The organism is Shewanella glacialipiscicola, from assembly GCF_023283485.1.
In the GTDB taxonomy this organism is placed as follows: Bacteria; Pseudomonadota; Gammaproteobacteria; order Enterobacterales; family Shewanellaceae; genus Shewanella; species Shewanella glacialipiscicola.
On record NZ_JAKILU010000003.1, the window covers coordinates 31,430 to 50,531 of the forward strand.

Annotated in this window: 21 protein-coding genes; all 21 read left to right on the forward strand. The window is 42.8% G+C overall.

Annotated features, from left to right (window positions below; translation table 11 throughout):
• Window positions 1-61: 61 nt before the first annotated feature.
• The 21 genes from L2717_RS03185 to fliR all read left to right on the forward strand — a co-directional run bounded on the left by L2717_RS03185 (window position 62) and on the right by fliR (window position 19,089).
• Window positions 62-463, forward strand: coding sequence for a flagellar protein FlaG (locus L2717_RS03185; RefSeq protein WP_246611732.1), 402 nt, complete (start codon window positions 62-64; stop codon window positions 461-463).
• Between the two features lie 60 nt (window positions 464-523).
• Window positions 524-1,894 carry a flagellar filament capping protein FliD gene (fliD, locus tag L2717_RS03190; RefSeq protein ID WP_220773046.1) on the forward strand — a complete coding sequence of 457 codons (1,371 nt, stop codon included), beginning with the start codon at window positions 524-526 and terminating at the stop codon, window positions 1,892-1,894.
• Between the two features lie 54 nt (window positions 1,895-1,948).
• The gene (locus L2717_RS03195) at window positions 1,949-2,284 is read left to right on the forward strand and encodes a hypothetical protein (RefSeq protein ID WP_220773045.1); all 336 of its coding nucleotides are present in this window, start codon (window positions 1,949-1,951) and stop codon (window positions 2,282-2,284) included.
• Window positions 2,285-2,290: 6 nt separating this feature from the next.
• Window positions 2,291-2,695 carry a flagellar export chaperone FliS gene (gene fliS, locus L2717_RS03200; protein WP_220773044.1) on the forward strand — a complete coding sequence of 135 codons (405 nt, stop codon included), beginning with the start codon at window positions 2,291-2,293 and terminating at the stop codon, window positions 2,693-2,695.
• Between the two features lie 297 nt (window positions 2,696-2,992).
• Window positions 2,993-4,426 carry a sigma-54 dependent transcriptional regulator gene (locus tag L2717_RS03205; RefSeq protein ID WP_281421696.1) on the forward strand — a complete coding sequence of 478 codons (1,434 nt, stop codon included), beginning with the start codon at window positions 2,993-2,995 and terminating at the stop codon, window positions 4,424-4,426.
• Window positions 4,427-4,535: 109 nt separating this feature from the next.
• Window positions 4,536-5,618, forward strand: a complete 1,083-nt coding sequence (locus L2717_RS03210; protein ID WP_220773043.1) for a sensor histidine kinase — start codon at window positions 4,536-4,538, stop codon at window positions 5,616-5,618.
• Window positions 5,611-6,954, forward strand: coding sequence for a sigma-54-dependent transcriptional regulator (locus L2717_RS03215; protein ID WP_220773042.1), 1,344 nt, complete (start codon window positions 5,611-5,613; stop codon window positions 6,952-6,954). Before L2717_RS03210 ends, L2717_RS03215 begins: the two co-directional genes overlap by 8 nt.
• Before the next feature lie 230 nt (window positions 6,955-7,184).
• Window positions 7,185-7,520, forward strand: coding sequence for a flagellar hook-basal body complex protein FliE (gene fliE, locus L2717_RS03220; protein WP_028761191.1), 336 nt, complete (start codon window positions 7,185-7,187; stop codon window positions 7,518-7,520).
• A 45-nt stretch (window positions 7,521-7,565) separates the two neighbouring features.
• Window positions 7,566-9,245, forward strand: a complete 1,680-nt coding sequence (gene fliF / locus L2717_RS03225; RefSeq protein ID WP_220773048.1) for a flagellar basal-body MS-ring/collar protein FliF — start codon at window positions 7,566-7,568, stop codon at window positions 9,243-9,245.
• Entirely contained in the window at window positions 9,238-10,284 is a 1,047-nt protein-coding gene (gene fliG / locus L2717_RS03230; protein WP_220773041.1) for a flagellar motor switch protein FliG, read from the forward strand. Before fliF ends, fliG begins: the two co-directional genes overlap by 8 nt.
• Entirely contained in the window at window positions 10,271-11,254 is a 984-nt protein-coding gene (fliH, locus tag L2717_RS03235) for a flagellar assembly protein FliH (RefSeq protein ID WP_220773040.1), read from the forward strand. The genes fliG and fliH overlap by 14 nt, the downstream gene beginning before the upstream one ends.
• A gap of 13 nt (window positions 11,255-11,267) precedes the next feature.
• Window positions 11,268-12,605, forward strand: coding sequence for a flagellar protein export ATPase FliI (gene fliI, locus L2717_RS03240; RefSeq protein WP_220773039.1), 1,338 nt, complete (start codon window positions 11,268-11,270; stop codon window positions 12,603-12,605).
• A gap of 29 nt (window positions 12,606-12,634) precedes the next feature.
• Window positions 12,635-13,081, forward strand: coding sequence for a flagellar export protein FliJ (gene fliJ / locus L2717_RS03245; RefSeq protein ID WP_220773038.1), 447 nt, complete (start codon window positions 12,635-12,637; stop codon window positions 13,079-13,081).
• Between the two features lie 245 nt (window positions 13,082-13,326).
• Window positions 13,327-14,709, forward strand: coding sequence for a flagellar hook-length control protein FliK (locus tag L2717_RS03250; RefSeq protein ID WP_220773037.1), 1,383 nt, complete (start codon window positions 13,327-13,329; stop codon window positions 14,707-14,709).
• Between the two features lie 101 nt (window positions 14,710-14,810).
• Entirely contained in the window at window positions 14,811-15,329 is a 519-nt protein-coding gene (gene fliL, locus L2717_RS03255; RefSeq protein ID WP_220773036.1) for a flagellar basal body-associated protein FliL, read from the forward strand.
• Window positions 15,330-15,378: 49 nt separating this feature from the next.
• Window positions 15,379-16,407 (forward strand): flagellar motor switch protein FliM, encoded by a 1,029-nt coding sequence (gene fliM / locus L2717_RS03260; protein WP_220773035.1) that lies wholly within the window; start codon window positions 15,379-15,381, stop codon window positions 16,405-16,407.
• An 11-nt stretch (window positions 16,408-16,418) separates the two neighbouring features.
• Entirely contained in the window at window positions 16,419-16,799 is a 381-nt protein-coding gene (gene fliN / locus L2717_RS03265) for a flagellar motor switch protein FliN (protein ID WP_220773034.1), read from the forward strand.
• 30 nt (window positions 16,800-16,829) lie between these two features.
• The gene (gene fliO / locus L2717_RS03270) at window positions 16,830-17,258 is read left to right on the forward strand and encodes a flagellar biosynthetic protein FliO (RefSeq protein ID WP_220773033.1); all 429 of its coding nucleotides are present in this window, start codon (window positions 16,830-16,832) and stop codon (window positions 17,256-17,258) included.
• Complete coding sequence (gene fliP / locus L2717_RS03275) at window positions 17,255-18,001, forward strand: flagellar type III secretion system pore protein FliP (RefSeq protein ID WP_220773032.1); 747 nt, start codon at window positions 17,255-17,257, stop codon at window positions 17,999-18,001. Before fliO ends, fliP begins: the two co-directional genes overlap by 4 nt.
• 16 nt (window positions 18,002-18,017) lie before the next feature.
• Window positions 18,018-18,287, forward strand: a complete 270-nt coding sequence (gene fliQ / locus L2717_RS03280) for a flagellar biosynthesis protein FliQ (RefSeq protein ID WP_076496679.1) — start codon at window positions 18,018-18,020, stop codon at window positions 18,285-18,287.
• Window positions 18,288-18,291: 4 nt separating this feature from the next.
• Complete coding sequence (gene fliR, locus L2717_RS03285) at window positions 18,292-19,089, forward strand: flagellar biosynthetic protein FliR (RefSeq protein WP_220773031.1); 798 nt, start codon at window positions 18,292-18,294, stop codon at window positions 19,087-19,089.
• The last annotated feature ends 13 nt before the right edge of the window (window positions 19,090-19,102 follow it).

Sequence of the window (19,102 nt, forward strand, 5' to 3'; positions counted from 1 at the left end):
CCTTTTTCCTTAGATACAGATGATAACTTAGTGTTTCTTATTGGCTTTAATGAGGTGTGTCATGGATGTTAATAACGTATCTATACCAGCTGTTTTGAACTTATCATTGAAACCTACTAATATTTCAACAATGCAGCATAATCATCCAGATGCCTCTATGCTGACCATTACTAGTGATAAGACATTAATAATTAACGATGTTAATATAGTGGATAAAGTTACTAAAACTGATGAGGCTACTTCAGATGAATTGCAGAAAGCGATTGATGATATTTCTTCTAATATGGAAATGATGCAAAAAGGCTTAGCATTTAAGATAGATGAAGAGTCGGGTGTCCAAGTTGTTAAAGTTGTTGATATTAAAACGGGTGATTTGATTAGGCAGATCCCGAATCAGGAAGCATTAGATATAGCTCGAAAGTTAAGCGAAATCACTGGTGTACTCATGAAAACTGAGGTTTAAGGTTTTTAGTTCTTGTTTATTGTGCTTAATCTTATGATACGTGGCTAAGTAGAGGTTTATATGGGATTGACATCGGTAGGAATTGGTTCTGGTATTGACATTGGAGGCATCGTGACTGCGTTAGTTAACGCTGAAAGTGCCGGTAAAGTTGCCAAGTTTGATGTCAGTGAAGGTAAAATCAATGCTCAAATTTCCGGTATTGGTGCGTTAAAAAGTGCCATGTCAGACTTTAATGACAAGCTAAAAGCCTTAACAAAACCTGAGACTTTTGGTAGCCAAAAAGTCATAACATCTACCAAAGATTACCTTTCCGCTGTTGTGGATAAAACCGCAGTATCGGGCAGTTATCAAGTTAAAGTTGAGCAACTCGCTCAAAGTCAAAAAGTGGGTTCAGCTGTTGCTACAGACGCAACCTTACCGATAGGCGAAGGTTCATTATCTATCGGTGTGGGCAGCGGCACTGCTTTTAATATCGATGTGTCTGCGACAGACTCATTGACCGACATAATGAAGAAAATTAATAGTGCTGATGATAACGGTGATGTGACAGCAACGATTGTCAATGGTGAGTTAGGGCCTCAACTGGTGTTAGGTTCTAAAAAAACGGGTGAAGATAATCTTATATCAGTGACGGCGATTAATACGGGTGCAGGCACAGGCTTATCGGATACTTTTGCCATGACTGAACTGACACCTGCAAAAAATGCAATAGCGTATATTGATGGCGTAAAAGTGATTGGTCAATCTAACAGCCTAAATGAAGCGATTACAGGTGTTTCTTTAACGCTAACTGCGGCAGACATTGCTAAAACAACAACCCTTACGGTGAGTAAAGACACGACCAAAACTAAAACGGCTATCGAAGGTTTTGTCGAATCTTATAATGGATTGATGAAGACAGTACAAGATCTCACTGGATATAATCCCGATACTAAAAAAGCAGGAATATTACAGGGCGATGCACTGCCGCGGAGTATTCAAAGCCAACTGCGGAGTATGTTATCGAGTGGATTTGAGACTTCAGATGGAACGCAGATGCTAGCTAATTTTGGAGTTAAGACAACCCGAGACGGCTTGTTGGAAATTGATTCGAGTAAGTTAACTGAGTTGATCAACAACGATAATAAGGGGACGATTGCAGAGCTGTTTGCTAAAGAAGATACAGGCCTTGCTTTTAAAATGTCTAATTTAGTTGATTCCTATGTTAAATCTGGTGGCTCAATAGAGGGTCGTGATAGTTCACTTGATGAGCAGTTGTCCCGTATTGCAGATAGCCGTGTGCAATTAAATACAAAAATGGCAGCTTATAGTGATCGTTTATATAAACAATTTAATGCCATGGATTTAGTTGTTGCAAACTTAAACTCCCAATCAAGCATGTTGTTATCGCGTCTTGATTCACTACCTGGTGTAGTTAGAAAAAACAAGTAAAAAATTCGATTTTTTGGCATAATCGCTATTTATTTATAGATAAGCGGAGGTAGATTGGATAGCGTTATTTTACAGCAGTTAACGGCTGTTAACAGCGAAATATTGTTAAAATTGAATAAAATTGATGCTCTTAAGCCTATAGATGATGTCTTTCATATATTGGTATTAGAATTGCAGGGTTTTACCGAGCAGCGCGAAGTATGTTTAAAAACTTTAATGTCTCATAGTGAATTCATCGATCGCCAATTTTTAGTGGATCAACTTAATTTTAGTCAAATTTTGATTACTCGGTCGACGAAAGTGATGGAGGATTGCCGAGCGCTTGTTCAGGTAGATAATAACGCAAAGCGTCATATTAAAGCTTATAAAGCAATTGAATCAAATAGGTAGGTATTTATGCGCGGATCAATGCAATCATATCGAAAAGTTTTTGTGGAAAGTGATCTGAGTGTTGCTTCTCCGCATCGAATCATTCAAATGTTATTTGCAGGTGCATTGGAGCGTTTAGCTCAAGCTAAATGCGCGATTGAACAAGGTGATATTGCTAAGCGAGGCCTATTTATGGGAAAAGCTATCGGTATTGTCTCTGGTTTGAACGGTAGTTTAAACATGGATGCAGAAGGTGATGTTGCGAATAATTTAACAAGATTATATGATTTCATGATACGAAAAATGTCAGAGGCTAACATCAATAATGATACGCAAGCGATTGATGAAGTTGTCGTAATCCTTAAAACGATTAAAGAAGGGTGGGATGCTATTCCCATTGATAAACATAATTTATCTTCTTATCCAGAGTAAAATTGAAACTTGTTAATACAACAAGTGAAATTAAAGACGCAATTAGTGCGTCTTTTTATTGTCCATCGTCAATTTGTTGACCAAAGTGACTGTGACCTTGTCTTAAATGTACTAAAATCAATTCAGTTTGGCATAATCCTCATCAGAGGCTTGCTTCTCGTCTGCTGATAATACAATATTCATCGTAGTCGTGATTGTGGAACAGATTTTTTACATTGAATTTGTTAAGCTTTTACAGCAACTAACCATAAATAATTAATGCGAATTAATAAATATTAGCGTTTTACGGTCTACTGAATGATGCAAACAGATCAACGAATTTTACTTGTCGGACCACCATCAGAGCGACTTAGTCGCCTATGTAGCATTTTAGATTTTTTAGGTGAGCAGGTTGAGCAAATTGTCGTAGAAAATTTAGGTACAAGTCTCAACGATACTCGTTTTCGTGCTTTAGTTATTTTAGCTGATGCGATAGAACCAGAAGCGTTGAAAGAGACTGCTATCCAATATCCGTGGCAGCCCATATTGTTACTTGGGAGTGCGGGAGAACTACAGGTCTCTAATATTCTTGGGTGTATTGAAGAGCCATTAAATTATCCTCAGCTGACCGAATTGTTGCATTTCTGCCAGGTTTTTGGCCAAGTTAAACGCCCCCAAGTACCGACTAGTGCGAATCAAACTAAGTTATTTCGAAGCTTAGTTGGTCGTAGTGATGGCATTGCTAATGTAAGGCACTTGATTAATCAAGTCGCGACCTCCGAGGCAACTGTGCTTGTACTGGGGCAATCAGGTACGGGTAAAGAAGTCGTAGCCCGTAATATCCATTATTTGTCCGAACGCCGCGATGGACCGTTTATTCCTATTAACTGCGGCGCTATACCGCCAGAGTTATTAGAAAGTGAACTTTTTGGCCATGAAAAGGGCTCTTTTACTGGGGCTATATCTTCGCGTAAAGGCCGTTTTGAACTAGCAGAAGGCGGTACACTGTTTCTTGATGAAATTGGTGATATGCCTTTACAGATGCAAGTTAAATTGCTTCGTGTGCTACAAGAGCGAGTATTTGAACGTGTTGGTGGCTCAAAGACCATTAATGCGGATGTGCGTGTCGTAGCGGCAACCCATAGAGATTTAGAAACCATGATCAGCGTTAGTGAGTTTCGAGAGGATCTTTACTACCGTCTGAACGTATTTCCGATTGAAATGCCAGCCTTATGTGAGCGTAAGGATGACGTGCCTTTGTTATTACAAGAGTTGGTTAGCCGAGTCTATAACGAAGGTCGCGGTAAAGTACGTTTTACGCAGCGCGCGATTGAATCACTGAAAGAACACGCTTGGTCTGGTAACGTACGTGAGTTATCAAATTTAGTTGAACGGCTGACGATTTTGTATCCGGGCGGACTGGTGGATGTTAATGATTTACCCGTTAAGTATCGCCATATTGATGTGCCAGAATTTTGTGTGGAGATGAGTGAAGAACAACAAGAACGTGATGTTTTTGCTTCTATTTTTAGTGATGAGGAGCCAGTAGACATCCCTGAAACGCGTTTCCCAAGTGAATTACCCCCTGAAGGTGTAAACCTTAAAGATTTATTAGCCGAGCTTGAAATCGACATGATACGTCAGGCGCTAGAGCTGCAAGATAACGTCGTGGCTCGTGCCGCAGAAATGCTCGGAATACGTCGTACAACTTTAGTTGAGAAAATGCGTAAGTATGGTATGACGAAAGATTAACCTTCTATTTCATGGTTATTTAAATAGTTTCACCCTCTAGATTTTAATATCTAATTTGGCATAGATTCTGCATTCACTCCGTCATAAGCAATTTTTTGACGGAGTGACTATGTCAGCCAATCCACTAGCGCAAATTGAGTCATTCAAGCACACTAGCAAACAATGGAACCAACTGCGTGAGGCCGCAAATATGTCCAATCGTATGGAACATATTTTACAGGCTATGCCATCTGGCGTGGTGATTATTAATGGCGACGGTATCGTTACAGATGCTAATCCAGTTGCGGTTGAATTACTTGAACGTTCGTTATGCGGGGCTCGATGGATTGATGTGATCCATAGTGCGTTTGCTCCACAGGATGATGATGGACATGAGGTATCGCTGCGCAATGGTCGGCGTGTCAAACTAGCTATTACTCCCCTTACACCAGAGCCTGGTCAGTTAATTGTATTAACAGACTTAACTGAAACGCGGTTATTACAGAAAAATATCTCCCATCTGCAGCGCTTATCAGCGCTAGGTAAAATGGTCGCGACTTTGGCTCATCAGGTACGTACACCATTATCTGCGGCCTTGTTGTACGCTTCTAATTTAGCAAGTCCTAAATTGTCGGATGCCGCTAAAACTAAGTTTCAACAGAAACTCGTTGATAGACTTAATGAATTGGAACGTCAAGTTAATGACATGCTATTGATGGCTAAAGGCCGTCAGGATCAACTCGGAGACTTAATTTCGCTGACCGATGTTATCGACAATGTTTTAGCTAATTGTGAACCGATAGCAGAAAAGCAAGGATGTGGCTTGTTATTCCATAATGCATCAAACAGTTTGATGTTAGCCAATTCGAATGCATTAAGCTCAGCAATTAATAATTTAGTGATGAATAGTCTTGAAGCTGGCGCGACTGAAATTCGGATTGAAGCGAAAGAAGAGGGCGAACAGTTATTATTGAATGTCATCGATAATGGCAAAGGTTTAGACGCGAATATGCAGAAAAAGGTACTTGAACCTTTTTTTACCACTAAAGCGCAGGGAACTGGACTCGGATTAGCCGTTGTGCAATCAGTAGTCAGTAATCATGGCGGGCAACTGCAACTCAGTTGTGTACCTAATAAAGGTTGCACAGTGTCTTTAGTTTTTCCTCGTGCTAAATCTGCGCGCGTATTGCCTTTGGAGACATCCCATGTCTGAAGCCAAGTTGTTACTTGTTGAAGATGATGCTTCATTGCGTGAAGCCTTACTTGATACTCTAATGCTAGCCCAGTATGAATGTATTGACGTGGCCTCAGGTGAAGATGCGATATTAGCCTTAAAACAACATCAGTTTGATTTGGTCATTAGTGACGTACAGATGCAGGGTATCGGTGGTTTAGGTTTGTTGAACTACCTACAGCAGCATCATCCTAAGTTACCGGTATTGTTGATGACGGCCTACGCCACTATTGGTAGTGCCGTTAATGCCATTAAATTAGGTGCAGTCGATTACTTAGCGAAACCTTTTGCCCCTGAAGTTTTACTCAATCAGGTTTCGCGTTATTTGCCGTTAAAGCAAAATGTAGATCAGCCTGTGGTTGCTGACGATAAAAGTTTAGCTTTGTTAGCGCTGGCTCAGCGTGTTGCTGCGTCTGATGCCTCAGTGATGATTCTAGGTCCAAGTGGTTCGGGTAAAGAAGTATTAGCACGTTATATTCATCAACACAGCAGCCGCGCTGATCAAGCTTTTGTTGCCATTAACTGTGCGGCTATTCCTGAGAATATGCTCGAGGCAACACTTTTTGGTTATGAAAAAGGCGCATTTACGGGTGCCTATCAAGCTTGTCCGGGTAAATTTGAGCAAGCTCAAGGTGGCACTTTACTGCTAGATGAGATATCTGAGATGGAATTGAGCTTACAAGCTAAATTATTACGGGTATTACAAGAACGCGAAGTTGAGCGTTTAGGTGGTCGTAAAACCATCAAATTAGACGTGCGCGTGCTCGCCACATCAAACCGTGATTTAAAATCTGTCGTAGCGGCAGGTGGGTTTAGAGAAGATCTATATTATCGGATTAACGTGTTTCCCTTAGCTTGGCCAGCACTAAATCAACGACCAGCGGACATCCTGCCGCTTGCACGTCATTTATTGGTTAAGCATGCTAAAGCATTGAATGTTGCCGATGTGCCTGAATTGGATGAGAATGCGCGTCGTCGGTTATTGAGTCATCGCTGGCCTGGTAACGTACGTGAACTCGACAATGTGATCCAGCGAGCTTTGATATTAAGAGCGGGTCAATTGATTACTGCGAATGACATTATTATTGATACCCAAGATGTGATTTTAGGCAGTGAAGACCTAGAGCTGTTTGCTGCTGAGCCCGATGGTTTAGGTGAAGAGCTTAAAGCACAAGAACACGTGATTATTCTTGAAACGCTAAACCTATGTCAGGGCAGTCGTAAACTGGTTGCTGAAAAATTGGGTATCAGTGCTCGTACCCTAAGATATAAAATGGCTAAGATGCGTGATATGGGCATACAACTGCCAAATTAGCCTATAAATTCAATTAAAAATATCATCGCCTCCACCTTATGTGTGAGGCTCTATGTGCTAAAGATTAATCACCCAAGTTAACCATAGAATTCAAAACGCCTAAATATTGATTTCTTCTTTTATCCGTCAATTCCTTGTTAATAACGACCAAGTGAAAACTTGGCCGTTATTTTGCATTGTCTCAATATAGATATTTTGAACGTCAAGAACTCGACGACTGGGAGCTCAGCATGCAAATAGGCGCAAATTCATTCCTGCAGGAAATGCAGAAACTCCAAGGCGAAATCACGCCGTCTTTCGGCGTTCAGCCAAATATCATGCAGCAAGTCAATAACACCAGTGGTGCAGACTTCGGACAGTTGCTATCACAAGCCGTCGGTAATGTGAGCGGCTTACAGTCGGCATCATCAAACCTAGCGACGCGCTTAGAGATGGGGGATACTACGGTTTCTTTATCTGATACCGTCATCGCCCGTGAAAAAGCCAGTGTCGCCTTTGAGGCAACGGTGCAAGTGCGCAATAAACTTGTAGAAGCCTATAAAGAAATCATGAGCATGCCTGTCTAGGCCAATAAACAACCCAATTAGCAGGTACGAATCGTGAGTACAGAAATGATTGTTGGATCTAATTCCGACTTAACTGACCAAGGTGTCCAGCAAGAACATAAGCCAGGAATGATGGCAAATCTTGGTAGTGCTGACAGTCTGCGCCAGATTACAATGATTTTAGCTTTGGCAATTTGTTTGGCCTTAGCCGTATTTGTCATGCTTTGGGCCCAAGAGCCTGAGTATCGTCCATTAGGTAAGATGGAAACCGAGGAAATGGTTCAGGTGCTAGATGTGCTTGATAAAAATAAAGTGAAGTATCAGATTGATGTAGACGTCATTAAAGTTCCTGAAGATAAATACCAAGAAGTCAAAATGATGTTGAGCCGTGCTGGCATTGACAACTCTGCCGCCAATAAAGATTTTTTGACTCAAGACAGTGGTTTTGGGGTGAGCCAAAGAATGGAACAAGCCCGCCTTAAGCACAGCCAAGAAGAAAATTTAGCTCGTGCAATTGAACAGCTGCAAAGTGTTAGCCGTGCCAAAGTGATCTTAGCCTTACCTAAAGAGAACGTCTTTGCTCGTAACGCCTCAAAACCGAGTGCGACAGTGGTCATCAACACTCGCCGTGGCGGTCTAGGCCAAGGTGAAGTTGATGCTATTGTCGATATTGTCGCCTCAGCGGTTCAAGGACTCGAGCCCGCACGTGTTACCGTTACCGATTCTAACGGCCGTTTATTAAACTCAGGTAGTCAGGATGGCGCATCAGCAATAGCGCGCCGCGAGCTTGAGTTAGTGCAGCAAAAGGAAGCCGAGTACCGTACTAAGATTGAATCCATTTTAGTACCTATTTTAGGCCCTGAAAATTTTACCTCGCAAGTTGATGTCAGCATGGATTTTACTGCGGTCGAGCAAACATCAAAGCGTTATAATCCTGATTTACCAGCATTGCGTAGCGAGATGACCGTTGAAAATAATAGCACCGGCTCGTCAGGTGGTATTCCAGGCGCATTAACCAACCAACCCCCAATGGAATCAAATATTCCTGAAGATGCAACAACAGCAACAGAATCGGTCATCGCGGGTAATTCGCACCGTGAAGCGACGCGTAATTTTGAGCTGGATACCACTATTAGCCATACTCGTCAACAAGTCGGTTCTGTTCGCCGTATCAGTGTATCTGTGGCTGTTGATTTCAAACCTGGCGCCGCCGGAGAAACGGGGCAAGTGGCACGTGTAGCTCGCACAGAACAAGAGTTAAGTAACATTCGTCGCTTGCTTGAAGGCGCTGTGGGGTTTAGCTCGCAACGAGGTGATGTACTGGAAGTTGTCACAGTTCCGTTTATGGATCAATTAGTTGATGATTTACCCGCACCCGATTTATGGGAGCAACCTTGGTTCTGGCGTGCAGTTAAGTTAGGCATTGGCGCATTGGTTATCCTAGTGCTGATTTTAGCTGTAGTGCGCCCAATGCTGAAGCGTTTAATCTACCCAAACAGTGTGGACATGCCTGAGGATATGAGGCTCGGGAATGAACTGGCTGAAATAGAGGATCAGTATGCAGCTGACACTTTGGGGATGCTCAATACCAAAGAGGCGGAATACAGTTATGCCGATGATGGTTCAATTCATATCCCTAATCTTCACAAAGATGATGATATGATTAAGGCTATTCGTGCGCTTGTGGCTAATGAGCCTGAGCTATCTACCCAAGTAATAAAAAACTGGTTACAAGACAATGGCTGAGAATAAGACGAAAGACGTCACTGCTGCATCTGGCTTCAATATTCAAGATATCAGTGGCGTTGAAAAAACCGCCATCTTACTTCTTAGCCTGAGTGAGACCGATGCTGCATCTATTTTAAAGCACTTAGAGCCAAAGCAAGTGCAAAAAGTAGGCATGGCTATGGCCGCGATGGAGGATTTTGGTCAAGAAAAAGTGATCGGAGTACACAAGCTGTTTCTTGATGATATTCAAAAGTATTCGTCCATTGGTTTTAACAGCGAAGAGTTTGTTCGCAAAGCCTTAACCGCTGCATTAGGAGCTGATAAAGCGGGCAACTTGATTGAACAAATCATCATGGGTAGCGGTGCCAAGGGCTTAGATTCGTTGAAGTGGATGGATGCGCGTCAGGTAGCGACCATTATTCAAAATGAGCATCCTCAAATCCAAACGATTGTTTTATCTTATTTAGATCCCGATCAAGCGGCGGAGATATTCGGTCAATTCCCTGAGAATACTCGCCTAGATTTAATGATGCGTATCGCAAACCTTGAAGAAGTACAACCGGCGGCATTACAAGAGCTGAACGATATCATGGAGAAACAGTTTGCTGGTCAAGGTGGTGCACAAGCAGCGAAAATGGGTGGCCTAAAAGCGGCTGCCAACATTATGAACTACTTAGATACCGGCATTGAAAGCCAGTTGATGGAAACCATGCGCGAGTCAGACGAAGAAATGGCGCAGCAAATTCAAGATTTGATGTTTGTATTTGAAAACTTACTCGATGTTGATGATCGCGGTATTCAAGCCATGCTAAGGGAAGTACAACAAGATGTATTGATGAAAGCACTCAAAGGCACTGATGAGCAGCTGAAAGAGAAATTCTTGAACAACATGTCTAAACGTGCCGCTGAACTATTACGTGACGATCTTGAGGCCATGGGGCCTATTCGTATTAGTGAGGTGGAAGTGGCTCAAAAAGAAATCCTGTCGATAGCCCGTCGTTTAAGCGATAGCGGCGAAATTATGTTGGGTGGCACTGGTGGCGATGAGTTCCTCTAATCCAAGTGACAATAAATTGTCGAATAAAATTGTGAGCGATAGTGATATCGAATTTAGTCATTGGGCGCTGCCTGATGTCACTAAAGCTGAAGATGATTCAATATCAAATCTATTTGGTCGCTCAAATCATCAACAGCCTAAGCCAACAACCGTTGAGAGTGTGGCTCCGCCAACCATGGCTGAGATTGAAGATATTCGTGCTCAAGCGGAAGAAGAAGGCTTTACCGAGGGCAAGCAGCAAGGGTATGAGCAAGGGCTAGAAAAAGGCCGATTAGAAGGCTTAGAGCAGGGGCACACCGAAGGACTCACCCAAGGGCATGAGCAAGGATTAGAAACCGGCTTAGCCCAAGCTAAAACATTATTATCACGGTTTGAAGCCTTATTAACTCAATTTGAAAAACCATTGCAATTACTCGATGGCGATATTGAACTTTCCCTACTGAACTTGAGCATGACATTGGCTAAATCTGTCATAGGTCACGAATTAAAAACCCATCCAGAACAAGTGCTTTCTGCATTGCGCTTAGGCATAGAATCGCTGCCGATTAAGGAGCAAGCAGTGACCATTCGCTTGCATTCTGATGATGTGACTCTTGTTGAACAACTTTATTCCACCGCTCAATTGACCCGTAGCAAATGGGAACTTGAAGTCGACCCGACTTTAAGTGCTGGTGATTGTATTCTTAGTAGTAATCGCTCTTTAGTTGATTTAACGCTTTCATCACGCATTGATACCGTATTCGAGTCACTACGCAACCAACATGCGCATTTGAGTGATAAACAACATCAACTGCAGGAGACGATTGAGTCTGAAAATACCGCTAAACAAGTGGTTACTTCTGAGGCGATGGAGTCAACAGATGCTCAAACTGAAAATGATGCAGATAACCAAACTGTCGATACGGTTAATCAAGACGCTAAGGATATGTTATCTGCCTCGAACACAGGTGAGCATTTAGATACCAAATAGGATGCCGGAGCATATGCTAAATCGCCAACATCAACTATTGAATAAACTCAATCGTCATACCGATAAAGTTCCTCCGTTTCGCGCCGTGGCCAGCGGTCAGCTAGTGCGGGTGGTGGGGCTAACCTTAGAGGCAAGTGGTTGCCGTGCGCCGGTGGGCAGTTTATGTTCAATTGAAACCATGGCAGGTGAGTTAATTGCCGAGGTTGTCGGGTTCGATGGTGAACTCTTGTATTTAATGCCTATAGAAGAATTGCGCGGGGTATTACCCGGCGCACGCGTAGTGCCTTTAGGTGAACAAACTGGGCTCAATGTGGGTTTATCACTATTAGGGCGAGTGCTTGATGGTAACGGTGTGCCGTTAGATGGTTTAGGGGCGCTGCAAACCGATCAACAAGCGCCGCGACATAGCGCTGTGATTAATCCGTTATCTCGCCGTGCCATTACTGAACCACTCGATGTGGGTGTGCGTGCGATCAATGCTATGTTGACCGTGGGAAAAGGCCAACGTATGGGCTTATTTGCGGGGTCTGGCGTGGGTAAAAGTGTGCTTTTAGGCATGATGACTCGCGGTACTACTGCTGACATTATTGTGGTTGGGCTGGTGGGGGAGCGTGGCCGCGAAGTAAAAGAGTTTATTGAAGAAATTCTTGGGGAGAAAGGTCGCGCGCGATCCGTTGTTGTCGCAGCACCTGCAGATACCTCGCCGTTAATGCGCCTTCGTGCCTGTGAAACTTCGACCCGAATTGCCGAATATTTTCGTGATTTAGGCTATAACGTTTTGTTACTCATGGATAGTTTGACTCGTTATGCCCAAGCGCAGCGCGAGATTGCTTTGGCTGTTGGTGAGCCGCCAGCCACTAAGGGCTATCCGCCTTCAGTATTTGCTAAGCTACCACGTTTAGTCGAACGCGCCGGAAACGGCGGCCCTGGCCAAGGTTCAATAACAGCATTTTATACTGTGCTGACCGAAGGTGACGATCAACAAGATCCTATTGCCGATGCTTCTCGGGCGATTCTCGATGGGCATATCGTATTATCACGTTCACTTGCAGACTCTGGTCACTATCCTGCGATAGATATTGAAGCGTCTATTAGCCGAGTCGCACCTATGGTCATTTCCAATGAACATTTGGAAGCCATGCGCCGCGTTAAACAAACCTATTCTTTGTACCAGCAAAATCGAGATTTGATTTCTATTGGGGCTTATGCTCAAGGTAGCGATCCTCGCATCGATAATGCGATACGATTACAGCCGGCAATGAATGCTTTTTTGCGACAAACCATGCGCGATTCATTCAGCTTTGCCGATAGCCAACTTATGCTCGGTCAACTTGCCGCGCAATGTAAATAATGGCTTCATTGAACTAATTGAGGTGGAGTATGGCTAACGCCGATCCGTTGTTGTTAGTGTTAAAGCTTGCCAATGATGCCGAAGAACAAGCTGCTTTGTTGCTAAAGTCAGCGCAATTAGAATGTCAAAAACGCCTGAATCAACTGAATGCACTCAATAACTACCGTTTAGACTACATGAAGCAAATGCAGTCCCAGCAAGGGCAGGCGATTAGCGCTAATCATTATCACCAATTTCATCGTTTTATTCGACAGATTGACGATGCCATTATTCAGCAACATCGTGTCGTTGCCGATGGTGAGATGCAAAAGGACTATCGGCAACAGCATTGGTTAGAAAAACAGAAAAAACGTAAAGCTGTTGAATTGCTATTAGCCAGTAAAGAGAAAAAACGCCAAGTTGTTGAGCAAAAACGCGAACAAAAAATGACTGATGAATTTGCTTCTCAACAGTTTTTCCGTCGTCATCAGCGCTAGGCTTATTTTATGCTTGCTCACTCAGTGAGTGCTAACTCTGGTTTTGAGTCAAGCTGTTGTTTATATCAGGCTATAAACTTACACTTCGAGTGAATTGCCTACAATCATACGATATGCACCGTAAACGTGAACGCTTTGGCATCTTATTTGCTTGGGTCTATACCATACCGCTGCAATCGCAGCGATAAATTGACGTTTCTACCTAGCTGTTTTCAGTGAAGCATGGGTAATGTTTGGGAGTGCTTATGCAACAAATGACCAATATCCTGTTGAGTAAAACAGGAAATGCTGCGGCCAACTCCGCGAAGATATCTTCACGAGAGTCTAATAATGAAGACTTTTTATCTACACTCTCTTCCGTTACTGCTAACTCGAATGCTGTTTTGTCATCTAAAAAAATATCGGTCAATCTAGATGAGTCTTCGCAGGTTACATCTAAAGATAAATCGGCAGACGAAGATAAATTAACGGATAGTGACGATGTTAGCCTCATTTTTGCTCAAATCGGTATGGCAAATGACATGAAGAAAACGGCAGCAGAGGGAGATTTGTTGCCGTTAGCGTTTTTAAACACTGAAGGTGAAGCTGCAATAATTGATGTTGAAACGGTAATTTCTGATGATCAAAATATTAATGAGTCACTGGCGTTATCAGCAGATCCTTCATTGATATCACCATTAGGCACCAATGCGCTTGCTGATACCCAGAATATAAGTGATGTAATCGATGACTCGATGACATTAAGCAATGAAGATGCGAAAAACCAGTCAGTGGCAACAAATATCAGTAGTGCTATTGATAAGTCTCAAGACAATCTGATTAATCAAGTCACTATCGCTAAACCAATGGCTAATGACTCGGCACTTACTGGTCTCAAATCCGCTAATAGCACTACATCGGCAAATACTTTTGAGTTTGATACCTTAGGTTCTCCCGTTGCATCTGAGGTATCCAAAACGGAGACGGGAGCAAAAAAATCTCTTGATGCGGATATGAATACTGATGCAGCGGCAAATTTATTACTTAAAGATGCTAAATTGACCGTTGCTATGGAGACTCCACGAGACGGCAATTCCATGGACGATGACAGTGCTTTCTCAGATCTTAAGCCTACATCATCAACCCAGGGATTATCACTTTCGCAGTTGAGCCGCCAAGAAACTGTGCCAGTACAATTGTCCTTACGCCAAGGTGTTGAACAGCAGAATCAAATGCAAGAGATGATTCAACGGTTTTCACCCGTCATGAGGCAGCAGTTGATTACTATGGTAAGCCAAGGTATTCAACACGCCGAGATCCGACTCGATCCGCCAGAATTAGGCCATATGCTGGTGAAAATACAAGTACATGGCGATCAAACCCAAGTGCAGTTTCATGTGACTCAGTCACAAACACGCGATTTGGTTGAACAAGCCATGCCAAGACTACGTGAATTATTACAAGAACAAGGTATGCAATTAGCTGACAGTCATGTTTCCCAAGGGGACCAAGGCCAACGTCGAGAAGGTGGTTTTGGCGATGGAGACGGTTCAAATCATACTGATGTGGATGAAATCTCAGCAGAAGAACTTAATTTAGTGTTAAATCAAACCACGAGTATAAATTCAGGTATAGATTATTACGCTTAAGCAGGTAACCTATAGCGATGACTCGCACTAATAATGTAGTTACGTTTTGATAAAGATAGTAAAACGTAATACGTTTTCGCCTAAATTGAAGAGAATAGTGAATGCCTAAGGAAGAATCGTTAGAGCTGGAAAGCACTGAAAAATCGAAAAGCAAGAAAAAACTCTTTATCTTCGTAGGCGCGGGACTTGTTGTTCTGTTGATTATCGCTGCCGTATTATGGTTTTTTCTAGGAAGCAGTTCAGAAGATGTGACCATTCCCGAAGAGGGTGCTGTACAAACAGAAGTGCCAAGTGGGGCAGGGGTTGCCGCTTATGTTCCTATGCCACGTCCCTTTTTATTCAATCTTCCCGGTTCAGATAGAGCCCGCTTAGTTGAGATTAAGGTTCAACTTATGGTACGCGGAACTGAAGATGAAGTGCTGACACAAAAACACATTCCGTTAATTGAAGATGCACTGTTGACTACGTTTAGTAGTTCCAACGTTCAGAGGCTCAGTACGCAAGCGGGTAAAGATGAATTACGCCAGCTAGCACTTTTGAGTGTGCAAAATACCCTGCAGTCAGTGACGGGGCGTAAAGTGGTCGAAAAAGTATTATTCACCGGCTTTGTTATGCAGTAACAACTGTACTGTCAGTCGGTAAGAAATCTAAAGAGGCGAAGGCAATATAGTGAGTGATTTATTAAGCCAAGACGAAATTGATGCGCTTTTACACGGAGTCGATGACGTCGATGACGATGAAGATGACCTCTCCCCTGAGGATGCACGGTCCTATGATTTCTCTTCGCAAGATCGAATAGTACGTGGGCGTATGCCCACGTTGGAAATCGTTAATGAGCGTTTTGCCCGTCACTTACGGATCAGTATGTTCAATATGATGCGTCGTGCTGCTGAAGTCTCCATTAACGGCGTACAAATGCTCAAATTTGGAGAGTACGTTCATACACTATTCGTTCCTACAAGCTTAAACATGGTGCGTTTTAGCCCACTAAAAGGGACTGCGCTTATTACTATGGAAGCGCGATTAGTGTTTATTCTCGTCGACAACTTTTTTGGTGGTGATGGACGTTTCCATGCAAAAATTGAAGGTCGAGAATTCACGCCGACAGAGAGACGAATTGTACAATTATTACTGAAGATTATTTTTGAAGATTATAAAGAAGCTTGGGCGCCAGTAATGGATGTCGAGTTCGATTATTTGGACTCAGAAGTTAATCCAGCCATGGCAAACATCGTCAGTCCTACAGAAGTAGTGGTCATCAATTCATTCCATATTGAAGTCGATGGCGGCGGGGGGGATTTTCATATAACCATGCCCTACTCTATGATTGAGCCCATTCGAGAGTTACTCGATGCGGGGGTACAGAGTGATAAACAAGATACTGACATGCGTTGGTCGCAAGCGCTACACGATGAAATAATGGATGTGAAGGTCGGATTTGATGCCAACATTGTTGAACATGAAGTGACTCTTAAGGATGTGATGAATTTTAAAGCGGGTGATATTATTCCAATTGAGTTACCAGAATATATCATGATGAGAATCGAAGACTTACCAACGTACCGTTGTAAAATGGGGCGTTCTAGAGATAATCTAGCTCTTAAGATTTGTGAAAAAATCCCGCGTCCAGAAACCGTCAAATCCGAGTTGCAATTAGTGACACGAAAAAATAAAACTCGCGATATATCAGAATTATAGGGTGAAGTAAGATGAGCACAGAAGATAACGATGATTGGGCTGCAGCAATGGCAGAACAAGCACTAGAAGAAGCTAACGCAATTAAGCTTGATGAGCTGGTAGATGATTCAAGGCCGATTAGTCAAGCTGAGGCAGCAAAGCTTGATACGATTTTAGATATTCCCGTGACTATTTCGATGGAAGTGGGCCGTAGTTATATCAGCATTCGTAATCTATTGCAGTTGAATCAAGGTTCTGTAGTCGAGCTAGATAGGGTTGCCGGTGAGCCACTGGATGTGATGGTCAACGGAACATTGATTGCTCATGGTGAAGTGGTCGTGGTAAACGATAAATTTGGTATTCGCTTAACCGATGTTATCAGCCAGACTGAGCGCATTAAAAAGCTTAAATAATAGTGAAGATAAATCAAGTTGGATTTTTTGATGAATACATCGGTAATACTGAGTTTAGCCGTAGCCTCGCAGGCTGAAGGAGCTAGCTTACTGGCAGATAACACGCCAAATACTACTAATATCGCTAATTCTGCTGCATCATTACATGAGCCTTCGCAGATAGCGACCTTAGCGAGTATGTTAGGTGGCTTAATTGTTGTTTTGTTATTAATTTTTACTCTAGCGTATTTATTAAGACGTTTTAATCTTGTTCCTGCCAATAATAGTGTTTTAAAAACGCTTGCCGTGACGTCTCTTGGACAAAAAGAGCGGATAGTGTTGGTGCAACTGGGGGCACAACAATATTTAATTGGTGTTAGTGCACAGCAGGTCAATTTGATAGATAAGCTGGCTGAGCCAATCCACATCGAGTCAGACTCTTTTGCGAGTCGGCTACGTCAGGCGAAATCAAAACAATGACAACACGTATTCTGGCGTTAGTTGGGTTCATCATTTTGCTCTTTATGCCATCGGCATGGGCTGCTGATGGTGTTTTACCCGCAGTGACTGTCACAACGGGGCCAGACGGTTCAACCGAATACTCGGTTACCATGCAGATTTTACTGCTGATGACATCGCTAAGCTTTTTACCCGCGATGCTGATTATGTTGACCTCTTTCACGCGGATTATCATTGTCCTCTCTATTTTGCGTCAAGCCATTGGTTTACAACAAACGCCTTCTAATCAGGTCTTAATTGGTATGAGTTTGTTTATGACCTTTTTTATTATGGCGCCCGTGTTTGACCGAATTTATGACGAAGGTGTAAAGCCCTATATCGAAGAGCAGTTAACGTTACAGCAAGCATTCGATAAAGGTAAAGAACCCATTAGGGCGTTCATGTTAGGCCAAGTCAGAACGACGGATTTAAAAACGTTCATTGAAATTTCTGGTTATCAAGGGATTAAGTCCCCTGAAGAAGCACCTATGAGTGTGCTTATTCCTGCATTTATAACCAGTGAGCTAAAAACTGCTTTTCAAATTGGTTTTATGCTCTTTGTACCGTTTTTGGTATTAGATCTTGTGGTTGCGAGTATTCTGATGGCCATGGGTATGATGATGCTTTCTCCTATGATTGTGTCTCTGCCGTTTAAGATAATGCTATTTGTTCTCGTTGATGGTTGGAGCTTAGTCCTTGGGACATTAGCCAATAGTTTCGGGTAGCCAAAGGGAAATACGCATGAGTCCAGAAGCCCTAATTGATATTTTTCGCGAGGCACTCGCCGTTATTGTAATGATGGTGTCGGCTATTGTGCTACCGGGACTCGGCATTGGGCTTATCGTTGCTGTATTCCAAGCTGCGACATCAATTAACGAGCAAACCTTAAGTTTCTTACCTCGATTATTAGTTACTCTGTTCGGTTTAATGTTTATGGGGCATTGGTTGGTTCAAACCCTAATGGACTTTTTTATCGAGATGGTTAATCGCATTCCGCAAGTGATAGGCTAATAAAATGGAGGTGTTGCTCGATACCATAACCCAAACCATTGCAGCGTATATTTGGCCCTTATTTCGGGTGGCGAGTATGCTGATGGTGATGGTGGTATTTGGCGCTGCAACCACACCTGCCCGTGTGCGTTTATTATTAGCCATGGCGATTACCTTCTCTATTGCTCCTATTCTTCCTCCTGTTGAGAACGTCGAATTATTCTCTTTAGCAGCTGTATTTATTACGGCTCAGCAAATTATTATTGGTGTCGCTATGGGGTTTGTTACTCAGATGGTGATGCAAGTATTTGTATTAACAGGGCAGATTATCGGTATGCAAACTAGTTTAGGCTTTGCCTCTATGGTTGATCCTGGGTCTGGGCAGCAAACACCTGTCATTGGTAACTTTTTTCTATTGCTTGCGACGTTGATTTTCTTAGCCGTCGATGGCCATCTGTTAATGATCCGTATGTTGGTCGCAAGTTTTGAAACGCTACCTATTTCCAATCAAGGTTTAACTCTTACCAGCTATCGGGCATTAGCTGACTGGGGTTCGTATATGTTTGGCGCAGCGTTAACTATGTCGATATCGGCAATCATTGCCTTATTATTAGTGAACTTGTCCTTTGGTGTGATGACTCGCGCCGCGCCGCAATTAAATATTTTCTCTATTGGTTTTCCGATCACTATGATCGGCGGGCTATTTATTCTGTGGTTAACCTTAACGCCTGTCATGGCCCATTTTGACGAGGTTTGGTCTACCGCTCAGCTTTTGCTCTGCAATATGCTCAGTTTGCAATGTAACGCCGATGGCCTTATCTGATGATATTAGGAGC

Bases quoted from the DNA above. Each gene is read 5' to 3' on its own strand.
- L2717_RS03185 (WP_246611732.1), top strand. From the start codon at position 62: ATGGATGTTAATAACGTATCTATACCAGCTGTTTTGAACTTATCATTG.
- fliD (WP_220773046.1), top strand. From the start codon at position 524: ATGGGATTGACATCGGTAGGAATTGGTTCTGGTATTGACATTGGAGGC.
- fliS (WP_220773044.1), top strand. From the start codon at position 2,291: ATGCGCGGATCAATGCAATCATATCGAAAAGTTTTTGTGGAAAGTGAT.
- L2717_RS03205 (WP_281421696.1), top strand. From the start codon at position 2,993: ATGATGCAAACAGATCAACGAATTTTACTTGTCGGACCACCATCAGAG.
- L2717_RS03210 (WP_220773043.1), top strand. From the start codon at position 4,536: ATGTCAGCCAATCCACTAGCGCAAATTGAGTCATTCAAGCACACTAGC.
- L2717_RS03215 (WP_220773042.1), top strand. From the start codon at position 5,611: ATGTCTGAAGCCAAGTTGTTACTTGTTGAAGATGATGCTTCATTGCGT.
- fliE (WP_028761191.1), top strand. From the start codon at position 7,185: ATGCAAATAGGCGCAAATTCATTCCTGCAGGAAATGCAGAAACTCCAA.
- fliF (WP_220773048.1), top strand. From the start codon at position 7,566: ATGATTGTTGGATCTAATTCCGACTTAACTGACCAAGGTGTCCAGCAA.
- fliG (WP_220773041.1), top strand. From the start codon at position 9,238: ATGGCTGAGAATAAGACGAAAGACGTCACTGCTGCATCTGGCTTCAAT.
- fliH (WP_220773040.1), top strand. From the start codon at position 10,271: ATGAGTTCCTCTAATCCAAGTGACAATAAATTGTCGAATAAAATTGTG.
- fliI (WP_220773039.1), top strand. From the start codon at position 11,268: ATGCTAAATCGCCAACATCAACTATTGAATAAACTCAATCGTCATACC.
- fliJ (WP_220773038.1), top strand. From the start codon at position 12,635: ATGGCTAACGCCGATCCGTTGTTGTTAGTGTTAAAGCTTGCCAATGAT.
- L2717_RS03250 (WP_220773037.1), top strand. From the start codon at position 13,327: ATGCAACAAATGACCAATATCCTGTTGAGTAAAACAGGAAATGCTGCG.
- fliL (WP_220773036.1), top strand. From the start codon at position 14,811: ATGCCTAAGGAAGAATCGTTAGAGCTGGAAAGCACTGAAAAATCGAAA.
- fliN (WP_220773034.1), top strand. From the start codon at position 16,419: ATGAGCACAGAAGATAACGATGATTGGGCTGCAGCAATGGCAGAACAA.
- fliO (WP_220773033.1), top strand. From the start codon at position 16,830: ATGAATACATCGGTAATACTGAGTTTAGCCGTAGCCTCGCAGGCTGAA.
- fliP (WP_220773032.1), top strand. From the start codon at position 17,255: ATGACAACACGTATTCTGGCGTTAGTTGGGTTCATCATTTTGCTCTTT.
- fliQ (WP_076496679.1), top strand. From the start codon at position 18,018: ATGAGTCCAGAAGCCCTAATTGATATTTTTCGCGAGGCACTCGCCGTT.
- fliR (WP_220773031.1), top strand. From the start codon at position 18,292: ATGGAGGTGTTGCTCGATACCATAACCCAAACCATTGCAGCGTATATT.